The organism is Sphingobacterium sp. UBA7249 (assembly GCF_002472835.1).
In the GTDB taxonomy this organism is placed as follows: domain Bacteria; phylum Bacteroidota; class Bacteroidia; order Sphingobacteriales; family Sphingobacteriaceae; genus Sphingobacterium; species Sphingobacterium prati.
This window is the reverse complement of sequence record NZ_DKST01000001.1, coordinates 194,402-210,293: the sequence shown is the minus strand read 5'-3', so window position 1 is coordinate 210,293 and position 15,892 is coordinate 194,402. Positions and strand designations below refer to the sequence as shown.

Here is a 15,892-nt window from a genome sequence, read left to right as displayed (position 1 = left end):
TTGTGCACTAAACCTGTAAGCTGATATAACAATGATAACAAGAAACAATTATATACCCATGAAAAAGATTTTTAGTATGCTGCTCGCACTTTTTGCATGCGTCGCAAGTCAAGCACAACAGAAAACCTGGACGAGTGCCCAGCAACCGTTAAAGGAAATTGAACAGCTCAAAAAGATCATTGTGGCTCCTAAATTCAAAAATAAAGATTATTCCATCGCTGATTTCGGTGCAATTGGAGATGGCAGGACAAAAAATACCATAGCCTTTAAAAAAGCGATTGAAGCTTGTAATAAGCAGGGGGGAGGACGGGTGGTTGTTCCTAAAGGAGTATACCTGACTGGTGCCATTTATTTGAAAAGTAATGTCAACCTTCATATCAGCGAGGGTGCAACGGTGCTCTTTAGTAGAGATAGTGCAGATTATCCGATGGTATTCACTCGTTGGGAAGGAATGGAGTGTATCAATTTTTCTCCCTTTATCTATGCGTATAAAGAAGAAAATATTGCGATTACGGGAAAAGGATTACTGGATGGAAATGCTGACAATGATCATTGGTGGTATTGGTGCGGTGCCCGTAAATATGGCTGGCACGAAGGCCGTCCTGGCGAACAAAAGCCGGCCCGGGCAATCTTACACCAACAGATGGCTCAGGAAATGGATCCGAATAAAAGAGTATTCGGGGACGGAAATTTCCTTCGGCCTAATTTTGTTCAACCTTATTTATGCAAGAATGTTTGGATTGCTGATGTCAAGCTGATTAATTCCCCCATGTGGAATCTGAATCCTGTCTTGTGTGAGAATGTATTGATCGAAGGTGTAAAGGTGGTTAGCCATGGACCTAATAATGATGGTTGTGACCCTGAGGCAAGTAAAAATGTATGGATCAGAAATTGTTATTTCGATACGGGCGACGACTGCATCGCCATTAAGTCGGGGCGAGATGAAGATGGGCGTAATATTGGCCGGCCCGCAGAAAATCACATCATCGAAAATTGTGAAATGAAGGATGGTCATGGCGGTGTCGTTATCGGTAGCGAAATTGCAGGCGGAGCCAGAAATATCTATGCACTTAACAATGTGATGGATAGTCCCAATCTGGATCGTGCCTTGAGGATAAAAACCAGTTCCAGTAGAGGTGGTATCATCGAAAACGTATTCTTTTATAACACGCAGGTGGGACAGTATAAGGAAGCGGCGGTACGTTTCAATATGTTTTATGAAAAACCCGGGAAACATATTCCGACAATCCGTAACATCTGGGTCGAAAATCTTCAAGTCAAAGGCGGAGGGAAATACGCTGTGTTATCAACGGCATATGAGACTTCGCCTGTGACTGATTTTACAATGGTCAATTGTAAAATTGACGGCGTAAAAGAAGCATTCAAAGTGGATTACCTAAAGAATGTTTCATTAAAGAATGTCATTGTCAATGGAAAAGAGCTAAAGTCTTTTGATTGATGTGGAATAATCTGTGTTTAGTATGGAGAATCGCGGATGATCACGCAGGAGCATGAGCGCCATTAAAACTGCAGAGGACCGCAATAAATGCCTGAAAGGGATAATAAACTCATGGATAAACAAATTGAGCCCAGCGAGCTCATGAAACAATTATTTATATGAAACGAAGGAGCTTGATTCTTTTCTGTTTTTTAGCAGGTATTGTACTACAGGAGACTGCTGCCCAATCTAAACATTGGCAACATAATGATCGTGTATTGCATTATACCGAAGATCAAGGTGACTTTTTGCTGGTGAATGGACGATATCGATTCAATCGGGCACTTTATGGTAATAATTTGGCATCAAGGGTCGAAGCCGGAGATTTACCGGAGTTTGCATTATATATGCCCGGGATGGGTGGAAATCTGCAATTTATCCTAGGCAATAAACAGGCGCGTAAGAAAATGATAGATGCCGACCATATCGAGACAAGATATCGGCCGGGGGCGATGTGCTATCGCATCAAAGATGCTTTATTGGGAAACGGGTTTTTAGATATCATTGTGATGGCGCAGGCCAATGCCGAAGGAATGATTGTAAAACTCCAGGGCACAGACATCGGACCCGAAGCACAGCTCTATGCTGTTTATGGTGGTGCCAGCGGAAAAACCTTTAGCAGAAATGGAGACATCGGAGCAGATCCAGAATCCGGATTTTACCTTCTTCCTGCCTATTGTGAAAATAACCGCTATACACTGGAGAAAAATCGTTTTGGATTGAGTTATCAAAATAAGAAAAATGAACCGCAGTTTATTCAGGGAAGTTTTTCAGGGCTATCCAAACTACACGTCTCGGATGCTTCAGCATTGGAGAACCTGTCGAACTTAACCAAAACGAAGCATCTGGACAAACCCATGCTTGTCGGGGAGTATAATTTGGACAGTAAGCCGTTCTATATCGAGATCTCAAAAGGTAAACTTTCTGCCGAAAAACCCGCTGTACATGCATTGGAAATAATTTACGAAGAGGCGGAGCAGGCCAGGCTTTCTTTGACGAGCCGGGTTAAATTAAACACGCCTGATCGTTACATCAATAATTTTGCGACAGCGCTAGCCATCGCTTCCGATGGTATTTGGGAATCGCCGACCTTTTTGCATGGTGCTGTGGCCTGGCGAATGCGCTTGAATGCCTGGCGAGGAGCTTATACCGCTGACGCGTTGGGATGGCATGACAGAGCGAAAGAACATTTTTCGAGTTATGCCAATTCGCAGGTGATTGAACCTAGTACGGGTCCAGTTGTGATGGATACGGCCCTGCATTTGGTACGGCATCTGGAAAAGATGGGAACATCGATGTTTTCCAGTGGCTATATTGCTAGAAATCCCAATAATAACAAAGTACCCCATCATTACGACATGAATCTGGTCTTTATCGACCAACTGCTGTCGCATTTTAATTATACAGGAGATATTGCCTATCTCAAACAAATGTGGCCCACACTGACCCGGCATCTCCATTGGGAAAAGCGCAATTTTGATCGGGACAATGATGGTTTATATGATGCTTATTGTGCGATCTGGGCCAGTGACGGACTACAATATTCTGGAGGAGGTGTCACGCATACGACTTCCTATATGTATAGGGCTAATCAAATGATGGCCAAGCTAGCGCAGGTAATAGGCGAAGACGCTACGCCTTATCAGCGGGAGGCAGATAAGATCAAAAAAGCCTTAAAAGATCGACTTTGGTTAAAAGAAAAAGGTTATTTTGCAGAGTTCCAAGATGCGTTGGGAAATAAACTGGTACACGAAAACGCCGGTCTCTGGACGATTTATCATGCCGCGGACGCTGCTATATTGGATGATTTTGAAAATTATCAAAATCTCCAATATGTAGATAATCACATACCTAAAATTCCTATTCAGGTAAAAGGACAGGAACAGGATAATCTTTACACACTGGCAACGACCTCCTGGCAACCCTATACCTGGTCTACCAATAATGTTGCTTTGGCAGAAAATCTACAGACGGCGCTCGCCTATTGGCAAGCGGGTCGGGCAGATGATGCGTATCAGCTATGGAAGAGTAATATTATGGAAAGCATGTACCATGGGATTAGTCCGGGCAATTTTCAGCAACTGTCACATTATGATGCCTTCCGTGGTGAATTATATCGGGATTTTGCAGACCCCATTGGGGTTGCATCACGTACATTAGTTGAAGGGTTATTTGGTGTACATCCACGTTTGTTGGATCAGCAATTATTCATTAAACCTGGATTTCCAGCGTCGTGGAATTTCGCGGAGATCGAATTGCCGGAATGGAGTTGCAAGTATAAAAAAGATGAAACAGCGATTACATTCCAGCTTAAGACAAATTATGCAATACCTTTAAAGCTCTCGTTGGAAATCCCCGTTGAGTTTGCACAGGTGAATGCTGTTGAAGTCAATGGGAAAAGGGTAAAGTGGTCATTGAAGTCTTCTGCCATTAACAAAGCATTTATTGTTATTGAGTCTGAGCCTGCCGAAAATTTTGACATCAGGATAACAGGAGCAGGAAAGCTCGAAAAAATAGATACGAAAAACGTAGAACGCGTATTTACCGACCAATGGTCATTTCCCCTAACTAAGAATATAAAGTTGTTGGATTGTTATGATCCACAGGGGATGATCCAAAATAGGATAGGTCATAAATTTTCGTTTGTTCAGCAGGAGCGTGTAGGAACTTTCTTTGTGAAGCTCCAGCAGGATGATATGGTTTGGTGGCAAGCTGTTGATATTCGTCTATTGCCGCCATTAAAATCGACTATTGTACACAAAGAGGCAAACTATTACCTCGCCATAGAAAATCGTTCGGATCAGCCGCAACAACTGGCGATTGCTCATAACGATTTTCAAGCGGCCTTAAATGTGCGCTCGGGAGAAACAGGAGAATTGATGCTTCCCGCCAGCATCTTTTCAAAAGGAACAAACAGTTTTTACGTGACTACGGGAGCTTATCGTCAAAAAGTAGATTATTGCGATTGGAGTATCCACGATAAACCAAATTTTTTGGAAGAAAATTTATCAAACTATTACAATGCACGTTTGACGGACATCTTTCAACAGAAATATCTTTCGCCGAGGCCAGAAGGTCCTACCCTGCAACTCCCTTGGCAAGGGATAGGCAACTGGTGCTATCCATTGACTACCGCGAATATCGATGATGTAGGAATCATGGAACGAAACAAGCAGGATAGTTTAAAATACTTAGGTATCCCGTTCAAGATAAACAGTGATACCAAAAACGTGGTCTTTGTCAGCCAATGGGACAACTATCCAACAAGTGTCACGATACCTTTGGAAGGTCATGCCCGAAAAATGTATCTCCTGATGTCTGGTTCCACAAATCCGATGCAATCACAATTTGTAAACGCGAAGATTAAGGTCAATTACAAAGATGGAACTTCCGATACGCTTGATTTGGTTAACCCCATCAATTGGTGGCCGATAGAACAAGACTATCTGGATGATAACTATGCCTTTGAAATCCCGGACGAGCGAGTTCCTTATCGAATCAGCTTGCAATCAGGAGCGCTTTATAAAGGCGGGACCTGGAAACATTATACGGAAATCAAGGGATATAGTAATCGTGCCATTGATGGCGGAGCTGCGACCTTATTGGACCTACCATTGAATAGAAAAAAAACGTTGCAATCGTTGGAGCTGATAGCCGTGGCAAATGATGCGGTCATTGGTCTGATAAGCCTCACTTTGATGCGGTAGATGAATTGTCATATTGAGAATAAAATATGTTTAAAAAATCGAATAGATGAAACCATTATGATTTGTTCAAGCCGAGTGCAGCAAACGAAGTGAGTTCACGAACTTTAAAATACTAATTTAATGCGTAAACAAGCTCATTTATACTGATGAGTCCAACACATATAAATAATTTATACGGATGAAAAAGAAATTTTGCGTTATTTTCATAGGCCTTGCAAGCGTATTTTTTCCGATGTTGATCAAAGCACAACAAGGAACAAAAATTAATCGTGAAAGCGTCGTCAAAAGACATAATGTATTTAACCAAACCATGGATACATTAGCCTCGCTTACTGTAGGTAATGGTACCTTCGCCTACACCGTTGATGCTACGGGTATGCAGACATTCCCTGTATACTATAAAAATGGGGTATCATTAGGAACACAATCTGAATGGGGCTGGGACTCATTTCCCAATACAGATAATTATACATTCGAAGAAACATTGAAGTCCTATGATTTTAACAATGAAGGACGAGATGCGAAGTATAGTATTCAGTTGAAAGAGCCCGAGCGCAACGTCCGGGCGGTAAATTATTTTAGAGAGAATAAGCATCGTTTGCAGCTGGGCAATGTTGGTTTGGAGCTTTATCTGAAAAATGGGCAACGCGTGACTGTAAATGATATTCAGCAAATCAAGCAGCAGTTAGATCTTTGGACGGGGATTATTACGAGTGAGTTTCGTGTTGAAGGTGAGCCAGTTGTTGTGAAAACAGCATCGCACCAAGGAAGTGATCGGATAGCTGTCCATGTCGTTTCCCCATTGATCGCAGCGCAAAGACTTAAGGTATTTGTACACTATCCTTATCCAAGTGGGAAATTTTTGGATGAAGGTACCCATTATGGTCAGGTAGATAGCCATAGCACGTCGATTGTAGCTGAATCGACCAGATCTGCGGTTATCAATCATCAGCTGCAGGGAACAGATTATTTTACGAAACTGGATTATTCCCAAGGAACGATAAAAAATACAGATCCGCACTATTTCGTGTACCAACCAGCAGCGGGACTCCAGGAATTTGATTTTTCATTTGCATTCGCTGCCACAGATAAATTTGATCATGATGGCCATAGCTATACGGATGCAGCACGTGAAAGTACAGCATCCTGGAAGCATTTTTGGGAAAGTGGGGCTGCCGTCGATTTTGCCGGAAGTAAAGATCCGAGAGCCAATGAATTAGAAAGGCGGGTAGTGCTTTCCCAATATCTGACAAAAGTCCAATGTGGTGGAAGTAACCCACCACAAGAGACAGGACTCACCTTTAATAGTTGGTATGGTAAGCCGCACACAGAAATGCATTGGTGGCATGCCGTCCATTTCGCACTCTGGGGGCGCCTTGAGATTATGGAAAAAACACTGGACTATTATTTTCGGACTTTTGAAAAAGCCAGAGAACTAGCGAAAAGGCAAGGATATCAAGGGGTCAGATGGATCAAAATGTCCGATAATGAAGGGAATGAAAGCCCTTCATCAGTTGCTGCATTTTTAGTTTGGCAGCAGCCACATATTATCTATATGACAGAATTGGCCTATCGGGATAAAAAGAGTTCGGCTGTCTTAAAGAAATACAAGGATCTGGTTTTCGCAACAGCAGATTTTATGGCTGATTTTGCACATTACGATAAGACCACTGGTCGATATAATGTCGGTAAAGGTGTCATCCCGGCTCAAGAAGTTTTTAAAGCTTCCGAAACAATGAATCCTACTTACGAGGTCGCTTATTGGGATTGGGCACTTCGCGTCGCCCAAGAATGGAAGGAACGTCTGGGGGAACCTAGGGTCGCCAAATGGGATGAAGTTATTGAAAAGCTGGCTCCACTACCAATAAAAGATAAGGTATACCTGGCGACTGAAACTACTCCTGACTCCTATACTTTTGATCGGTGGATGACTGACCATCCTGCGGTATTGGGTGCTTTGGGAATGGTACCTGAATCCCCTAAATTAAATAAAAGCGTGATGAAAAATACATTGGATATCGTTTTAAAGAAATGGCATTGGGAAAAAACCTGGGGTTGGGACTTTCCAATGACAGCAATGAATGCTGCGCGTCTGGATCTGCCTCATCAGGCCTTGGATGCCCTATTTATGAATGTTCAAACCAATACATATCTCAAGAACGGTCATAATTATCAAGATGGACGCTTACGGATCTATCTGCCGGGTAATGGTGGCGTTTTAACGACCGTAGCGATGATGCTTGAAGGGTGGGATGCTTCCACAGGTGATTTGCCAGGATTCCCAAAAGACGGCTCATGGGTTATAAAAAAAGAAGGATTTAAAAAAATGCCTTAAAATATGAAGAAATTTATATTAGTAGTGTTGTTGGCTTATACTACGCTGGAGGCCCTGGCTCAAAATATACCTGCGAAGTCGACGATTGTCGAACAGTTGCGATCCGCCAACGATTATTTTATGAAGAAATGGCCAGATCCGGTCAAAACCATCATTACAAATAAAGAAAGACCAGCCAATATTTGGACCCGCGGTGTGTATTATGAAGGACTTATGGCATTTTATAAAATCGATAATCAAAAACGCTATTATGATTATTCGGTAGAATGGGGTGAAAAGCATCATTGGAAACCTGTCCGCGGTGAAGTGTATACGCGACATGCAGATAATCAGAACTGTGGGATGACCTATATTGATTTATATCGTATTGATCCCAAACCTGAACGCCTGGCAGCGATTAAAGCAAATATAGATGCTGTCATTAACAGTGGACGATATAATGATTGGACCTGGATAGATGCCATCCAAATGGCGATGCCGATCTTTGTCAAACTGGGCGTAACGTTAAATGATACCAAATATTTTGACTATATGTATAAGATGTACAGTCATATTAAATATCAGGAAGGAGGACATGGTCTCTTTAATCCGAAAGATAACCTGTGGTGGCGCGATAAGGATTTTATACCGCCCTATGCCGAACCTAATGGTGAAGATTGTTATTGGGCGCGCGGAAATGGCTGGGTCCTCGCTGCCTTGGCTTTGGTGCTTCAGGAATTACCGAAGACAGATGCACATTACATGGAATATCTGGATGATTTCCAAAAATTAGCGAAAGCATTGCTCCCCTTGCAAAGAACTGATGGTTTTTGGAATGTAAGTTTGCATGATCCAAATCATTTTGGCGGAAAAGAAACTTCAGGTACGGCGTTATTTGTGTATGGAATGTCCTGGGGGATAAATAATGGGCATCTATCGAAAACGGACTTTTTGCCAGCAGTAGCAAAAGGTTGGAAGGCAATCTCAAAGGAATCATTACAACCAAATGGTTTCTTAGGATACGTGCAATCTACAGGAAAAGAGCCGAAGGATGGACAACCGGTCACTGCTGACAAAGTACCGGATTTTGAGGATTATGGGCTTGGTTGCTTCCTCTTGGCGGGAACTGAAATATATAAACTTGCGAAAAAATAAGCTGTCTTATTACGCCGAGTGCAGCAGATTTAGGGTAGTCTAATCGCAGGAGGCAACTTTCATTCCGCTTATTTGAGCTAAAAAGGCGCACTTCATTTTGAGGTGCGCCTTTTTTATGCAACCGGTTGTTACCATCAACTGTCCTGAACTGTCCTGCAAACGTTGCCGGCATCGTTTGCGTAATTTTAATCGTACAATTCTATGGTATCAAGCCTGTTTTCATTTAATATTGTTTAAACGAATTACAAGAATAACCAATTGAAATTTGCTGTAAATTTTATTAAAAGAATTACCAAGCGGTATTAAAACGAAGCGATAACAGCTAACACGGCTGTGAAGTAATTCACGAATAAAATAATAACCAATTTAATATAGTAACTTAATTATGAGAAAAATCAAAACCTTGTTGTTTCTGATTTCTGTGGCACAAGTCGCCTTGGCTCAGGAGAAGAAAATTGTGGGGACAGTCTATGGCCCTGATGCAAAACCGATGTCGGGGGTAACGGTCAGCATAAAAGGCAAAAGCAAGCAGGCAAGTACCAACAAAGATGGACAATACACTATTGCCGTTGGCTCTCTCCAGGATACCCTAGTTTTTTCTTCTGTAGGATTTATTCGAGCAGAAAAGCCAGCTGCCTCCGGAAATAATATTATTGTAACCCTACAGGAAGATGCGCGTGGACTTGATGAGGTTGTTGTCATTGGCTATGGTACTGTCTCGCGTAAGGATCTTGCGGGTGCAGTGAGTTCGATCAAAGGAAAGGAATTGGAGAAAGCGCCTGTGGTCAATGTTGCCGAAGCATTGACCGGTCGGCTGCCAGGGGTACAGGTCACCACTGTGGATGGTGCTCCGGGGGCGGAGATCGTTATTCGGGTACGCGGAGGTGGTTCAATTACGCAGGATAATGCCCCCCTTTACATAGTCGATGGGTTTATTGTCAATAACCTCAATGATATCTCTGCTTCGGATATCGAATCCATTGATGTACTAAAAGATGCCTCATCAACAGCAATTTATGGTTCCAAAGGAGCAAATGGTGTTGTTATTGTGACCACCAAGACACCTAAGGCCGGCAAGACTAGCATCAATTATAATAACTTTTTTCAAAGTAAGTATATGCCCAAGGAATTGGGGGTACTCTCGCCCTATGAATTTGCCCTCCTGCATTATGAATATGGAATGATTCGCGGAACAACGTCGAGCGAGTATACCAACTTTAAAAAATTCTTTGGCGAATACGATGACTTAGAATTATATAAATATCAGGCCGGTACCAATTGGCAAGATCAGCTTTTTGGGGGAGCCGTACGCTCAAGTCAGCACAATCTCTCCATATCTGGTGGTACCGAGAAAACAAAATGGGGGTTTAACAATACCTATAATAAGGACGAAGGATTGATGCTGAATTCCGGACAGAAACGCTATTACTTCAACTTTAAATTGAATCATGAGCTTTATAAAAACCTCAAATTGGATCTTTCCGCCCGGTATACCAATAATGTGATCGATGGTGCCGGAACATCGGGAACGTCAAGCGTCCGTATTTCAGATGGTATCCAGACCAGGCCGATCAATGGTTTGGTAGATCACATGGTTATCGATCCTACCACCATCGTCGATGGAGAAGACGATTACGATAACTTTCTTCGTAGCCTGATCAATCCTGTTGAACTCGCCAAACAAGATTACCGACAACGGAAAACCCGTGATTTTAGTTTCGGGGCGGCCGTTACCTATAACCCGTTGAAAAATCTGACCTTGCGTTCCGAGTCTGCAATCACCCTGCGTGGAGGTGACAGTAAACGCTACTGGGGCCCGCTGACAGGAGAATCCCGGAATGTGGGTTTGAATTTACCTTTAGGTCAAATTGATTTATCCAATGCGAGCATCTATCGTTTTGTTAATACCGCTAACTATACAACCATCAAGAATAAAAAACATAATTTAAATCTCCTGCTGGGACATGAATTGAGTTTTACCACTGGTAATACCAGCTTAAACCGAGCTAAATATTTCGATGAAAATGTAGCTCCAGAGGCTTTATTCGCGAATATGGCCTTGGGCACACCCGAACGAATGGAAACTTATGAGGTCCGTGGCGAAGATTTCGTGTCCTTTTTTGGCCGTGCAAATTATTCCTATTTAGATCGTTATATTCTCTATGCAACATTACGCGCCGACGGCAGTAGCAAATTTGCTCCGGGTAAGCGTTGGGGTTACTTCCCTTCAGCGTCTTTCGCCTGGAAGGTAAAAGAAGAAGATTTTTTGAAGGATGTGAATTTTATCAATGACCTAAAGCTACGCTTGAGCTATGGCCAGGCAGGAAATAACCGGATCGCCAACGATTCATGGAGAATGCTGTATGGACCTAGTCAAAATCGCCCGTATGGCGCCGGGGATATTAATCAGACATATTATAATATCTTAAACTCGTCTTTGCCTAATCCCAATTTAAAATGGGAAACAACAGTCTCGCGTAATTTAGGGTTAGATTTCAGTCTTTTTAACAATAAACTTTCGGCCATCATTGACATATACAAAAACACAACAAAAGATTTGATTATCGACAATGAAATTCCAGCTTATAATGGTTTTACAAAGCAATTGATCAATCTTGGAGAAACGAGTAACAAGGGTATTGAAATAGGACTGACAGCACCACTGATCGAAAAGCAGGACTATGGCCTGTCGCTATCCTTTAACATAGGTCGCAATATTCCGAAAATTGAAAAACTGGATGGTAACAACAAACGGATTCTCCAGTCCAACTGGGCGGGTACGGACCTCAAATCGCAAGATGATTACCTTTTTAATGTGGGTGAAACCATCGGGCAGATTTATGGGTATGTTGCCGATGGTTTCTATACATCGAATGATTTTGAATCTTACAATGGTGGTAGCTCCTATACCCTTAAGGATGGAATTGCTTCGTCTCAGGGTATACTTGGCGGTACCTTGGGCATCAGGCCCGGTACAATGAAGCTCAAGGACCTAGACGGTGACGGAAAGATCACGGCAGAAGGAGACCGACAGGTGATCGGAAACGCCCTCGCCAAACATTCAGGGGGAATAGGACTTAACGGAAGGTATAAGAATTTTGATTTAAGCACTTTCTTCAACTGGGTATATGGCAATGATATTTATAACACGGGACGCATACAATATAATATGCTCTACCGGACGACATTCGGTAATATATCGGATCGGATGAATTCCCATGACCGCTTTAAGTATATTAACGACGCTGGGGAGTTGGTAACAGGCTTGGATGAGCTTTCAGCACTGAATAAAGATGCCAAAGTATGGTCACCATTTTCGATGGGGACAGCGTCTCCGGTATTAACTTCCGATGCCATTGAGGATGGGTCATTCTTGCGGCTTTCCTACGTAACGTTAGGCTATACCTTGCCCAAGCAATTGACCTCACGCGTTGGAATAGCTTCTTTGCGTCTCTTTGCTACTGTTTACAATGCTTTTGTATGGACCAAGTATTCCGGATATGACCCTGAAGTATCAACGACCCGAAGCAGCGCATATGCAGCGCTTACACCAGGTGTGGATTATTCTGCCTATCCAAAAAGTAGAACCTTTACTTTCGGTTTGAATGTCAATTTTAAATAAGAACAACATGAGAAAATATTTTAGAAAATCAAGATATATTGCTTTGATTATTTCACTGGGACTGATCTCCTGTGAGAAGTTTTTAGATACGGATTCACCATCAAATTTTACACAAGAGACAATCTATGCAAATGTGAGTGATGCAACCAAAGGAGTGAGCAGCATCTATGCTTTATTTAATCAAGATGCTTTTACCTCCAGGCTTTCCAACGCGTTTATTCCAAATACAGACATTGAAGTTGGCGGGGTGGGAGCTGCGCCTGAAAACTCGAGAAGGGATATCTGGTCGATGGAAGCCACGGATGGTAACGGCGATCTCCGGACGGTTTGGAACAACGCATATAATGCGATTAACCGCGCTAATTTGGCTGTCGAAGGAATTGAACAGTCTCCTCTTGCCCATCATGCCGACATGAAGCAGCTACTAGGTGAAGCTAAGACACTCCGGGCGCTATGGTACTATTGGTTGGTAAATTACTGGGGGGATATTCCATTCAAATTAAAACCTACACAAGGGGGAGATAATTTATACCTGTCGCGAACTGGGCGTGATACGATATTAAGTACCCTGATACAAGATCTCATCAGTATTGAGCCGAGTATGAAACCGGCTTCACAGTTGACCTATGGTGTAGAGACCGTGAACCGTGAATTTACGCAAGGACTCATCGCACGGCTTGCACTATGTCGGGGTGGGTATTGGCTATATCCTGATATGACCATGAAACGTAAGGATGATTATTTGACGTATTATCAAATTGCAAAGGACTACAGTAAAAAAGTGATTGATGAATCAGGCCATACATTGGATCCAAACTTTGCAGATGTTTTTGATAATCAGAGTAAATGGATTGTTGAGAATAAAACCGACATCTTATATGAGGTTGCTTTTGCACCCGGATTTGGCGATGTTGGATGGAATATTGGTGTAGCTGTAGACGCGGGAGATCATCCTTATGGATCTGGTTCAAGTTATATGCCCTATAACCCTGCATATGTCTATAGTTTTGATACCTTGGATACCCGATTAGCTAAGACAGCAGCTTTCGTCAAATATAATTCGAAATTAGAACAGGCCACGATCAGTGCTACGGGGATAGGTATAGGGAAATGGAATAGAATGCTTATGCCGACACCATCGGGTTCAAATTCGGCTAAAGGAACAGGTATTAACTGGCCCATCATGCGCTTATCCGATGTCATCCTGATGTACGCAGAAAGTGAGAATGAGCTGAATGGCCCTACGTCCCAGGCCCAAGAGGCATTGAAAAAAGTACGGCAACGTGCCTTTTCAGCAGAGACATGGGCGAATAAGGTCGACCAATACCTGGCTCAGGTTTCAGGGAGTAAAGCGACCTTTTTCAATGCGATAGTTAATGAACGCGCTTGGGAGCTAGGCGGTGAATGCATTCGTCATTATGATTTAATCCGATGGAATCTATTTGGTAAAAAAATTGCCGAAAATCGCAAAAAACTAATGGAGATAGGAGAAAATACGTTTAATGGAGCAGGCCCATATGCGAGTTTACCGGGTAATCTTTACTATCGTTTGAAAGCAGACAAAACAATCGAATGGTATGGTGGGATATTCAAGCAGGTACTTGTGCCTCCTAAATTAAAAGACAGTCCTTCAAAGGGGGATAACCCGGACGGATATACTAGTCTGACTTGGCTTAAGGCGCTGTACAACGATAAAGAAAAGCGTGCCGCGGATTACATCTTGCGCTCATGGCGGGGATATAAAGACGATACAGGAATGGCCCCTGCGCCCTATATATTGCCCCTGCATAGTTCTACTGTGACCAGCAGTTTGGGGACATTAAAAAATGAAGGCTATAATTTTTAATCAGGTTATTTTCCATGGGATTGATGGAAAACAAAAACGTATTTAAGATGAAACGTATATCATATTTAATGCATTCGATTATGCTTTTAGGCATAGTGGCACTGCTCCTGTCGGGCTGTAAAAAAGAATGGACAGCGGAGTTGGACGGTGATGCTCCACGCTTGTTTAGACCTTCTATGAAGGGGCCACTCGTAGCCACCGGTAATTATATTGATGTTGCCTGGCAGGAAAGTGAGGGCGCTGGCGGTTATAAAGTTGAAGTTAGCGTAGATACTTTTAAAACAGTAGCAAAATCAATTGACGTCGTAGACACAACAGGGGGGACGGTGGACGACCTGCTTTGGGAGCAACTGTATCAAGTTCGTGTAACAACGCTACACCCCACGGATGCTGCTAAAAATTCGAGACCGGCGGATTTCGGTGAAATAAAGACTCCGCGGTTTCCTACGATCGTCATTAATCCGGTTTCATCGGATGTCGGGGTGAACCGCATTCTGTTTAAATGGAATAGTGAAGGTGACGCGGTGACCACGGTCAAGGTTTTTCAGGCAGCTGCCGAATCTACTCCCGAAACGCTCGTGCAGACAATTGCATTAACACCGCAAAATATCAGCGATACCTGGATCCTGATCGAAAATCTAAAAGCAGCAACGGCTTATCGTGTGGCGCTTTATAGCGGTGAGAAATTTAGGGGTGAAAATAATTACACGACAAAAGATCCTTTGAGCGGTGAAATCATCGATTTGAGCAAGGAAAACCCAGCGAGTGTTAATTTGGGGGATGTGATCTCAAGTGCCAATACTGGGGCGACCATCTTATTGAAAAAGGGAGCCACATATGAAATATCGTCCGCTGTTAATTTCAGTAAATCAGTGACAGTAATGTCTGAAGATAATCCATTAATCAAGCTCAAAGCACAATTGTCCATCAGCGGAGTATCTAATTTTGGTATTACAGCCAATAGTACGATTGCCAAGCTTGCCTTTGTTGACCTCGAAATATTTAGTAATGATGCAGCTGGTAAATATATCTTCAACCCAAATACAATGGCAACTATCGATCTGTTTTCTTTTGAAAACTGTATCATACACGATGTGCGCGGAGTGACCAGGTATAGAGGCGGCATCACTGTCGGGCAACAGACTTTTTCCAATTGTATCATTTATAATATTGGAGGCTATGCTGTATTAACAGTCGATGACAATAAATCGGCAGTCAATAATTTTACATTGGAAAATTCGACGGTCTATAATGCAGATGCATTCCTAACCAGTAAAAACAATGCTGGTGGAACCTACAAAGTGGAGAATGTAACATTTTATCGTGCTCCGCTTTCTGGTCGTAACTTTATAGATTTTGATGGAACAAAGAATACAATTACTGGAGGGCTTGAGATCAAAGGTGTGATATTCGGTGATCCAAAGACGACCGATGTAAATGCGACAAATAAGACCCTTGGGGGAATAAGAATCAACCCAAGCACACAGGTTACCGTTAGTGGAAATTATCGCACGGTCGATTTTACATGGAAGGAAGCCTCTGATTTAATTCCGCTGCCCACACTTGATTATTCCAAGAAAAGTACGGATTTGTTTACAGATCCCGATGCTGGCAACTTCAAGATCAAAGATAACGGCTTTGCCGGAAAGGACAGTGCCGGCGATCCACGCTGGAGACCATAAGAATAACCGATTCCTATATAGCTGAGTGATCGGCTATATAGGAATATCTATACCTCATTTAAACCTTA

The 15,892-nt window shown here is 42.7% G+C and carries 7 protein-coding genes; all 7 read left to right on the top strand.

Translation table 11 applies throughout. The annotated features are described in order from the left end of the window. Nucleotides 1–58: 58 nt before the first annotated feature. The 7 genes from B4A24_RS00795 (at nt 59) to B4A24_RS00765 (ending at nt 15,824) form a co-directional block, all read left to right on the top strand. The gene (locus tag B4A24_RS00795) at nt 59–1,459 is read left to right on the top strand and encodes a glycoside hydrolase family 28 protein (protein ID WP_293941375.1); all 1,401 of its coding nucleotides are present in this window, start codon (nt 59–61) and stop codon (nt 1,457–1,459) included. Between the two features lie 158 nt (nt 1,460–1,617). Continuing rightward, nucleotides 1,618–5,205, top strand: coding sequence for a DUF4450 domain-containing protein (locus B4A24_RS00790; protein ID WP_293941372.1), 3,588 nt, complete (start codon nt 1,618–1,620; stop codon nt 5,203–5,205). Nucleotides 5,206–5,383: 178 nt separating this feature from the next. Beyond that, a complete protein-coding gene (locus B4A24_RS00785) occupies nt 5,384–7,540 on the top strand; it encodes a hypothetical protein (RefSeq protein WP_293941369.1) in 2,157 nt (718 codons plus the stop codon). A 3-nt stretch (nt 7,541–7,543) separates the two neighbouring features. Then, nucleotides 7,544–8,674, top strand: coding sequence for a glycoside hydrolase family 88 protein (locus tag B4A24_RS00780; RefSeq protein WP_293941366.1), 1,131 nt, complete (start codon nt 7,544–7,546; stop codon nt 8,672–8,674). 385 nt (nt 8,675–9,059) lie between these two features. Further along, a complete protein-coding gene (locus B4A24_RS00775; RefSeq protein WP_293941363.1) occupies nt 9,060–12,296 on the top strand; it encodes a SusC/RagA family TonB-linked outer membrane protein in 3,237 nt (1,078 codons plus the stop codon). A 7-nt stretch (nt 12,297–12,303) separates the two neighbouring features. Next, nucleotides 12,304–14,142 carry a RagB/SusD family nutrient uptake outer membrane protein gene (locus B4A24_RS00770; RefSeq protein WP_293941360.1) on the top strand — a complete coding sequence of 613 codons (1,839 nt, stop codon included), beginning with the start codon at nt 12,304–12,306 and terminating at the stop codon, nt 14,140–14,142. Nucleotides 14,143–14,189: 47 nt separating this feature from the next. Continuing rightward, nucleotides 14,190–15,824: a DUF4957 domain-containing protein gene (locus B4A24_RS00765; protein WP_293941357.1), complete on the top strand. Its 1,635-nt coding sequence runs from the start codon at nt 14,190–14,192 to the stop codon at nt 15,822–15,824. Nucleotides 15,825–15,892 lie beyond the last annotated feature (68 nt).

Coding starts and splice junctions, on each gene's coding strand:
- B4A24_RS00795 (WP_293941375.1), top strand. CDS start 59: ATGAAAAAGATTTTTAGTATGCTGCTCGCACTTTTTGCATGCGTCGCA.
- B4A24_RS00790 (WP_293941372.1), top strand. CDS start 1,618: ATGAAACGAAGGAGCTTGATTCTTTTCTGTTTTTTAGCAGGTATTGTA.
- B4A24_RS00785 (WP_293941369.1), top strand. CDS start 5,384: ATGAAAAAGAAATTTTGCGTTATTTTCATAGGCCTTGCAAGCGTATTT.
- B4A24_RS00780 (WP_293941366.1), top strand. CDS start 7,544: ATGAAGAAATTTATATTAGTAGTGTTGTTGGCTTATACTACGCTGGAG.
- B4A24_RS00775 (WP_293941363.1), top strand. CDS start 9,060: ATGAGAAAAATCAAAACCTTGTTGTTTCTGATTTCTGTGGCACAAGTC.
- B4A24_RS00770 (WP_293941360.1), top strand. CDS start 12,304: ATGAGAAAATATTTTAGAAAATCAAGATATATTGCTTTGATTATTTCA.
- B4A24_RS00765 (WP_293941357.1), top strand. CDS start 14,190: ATGAAACGTATATCATATTTAATGCATTCGATTATGCTTTTAGGCATA.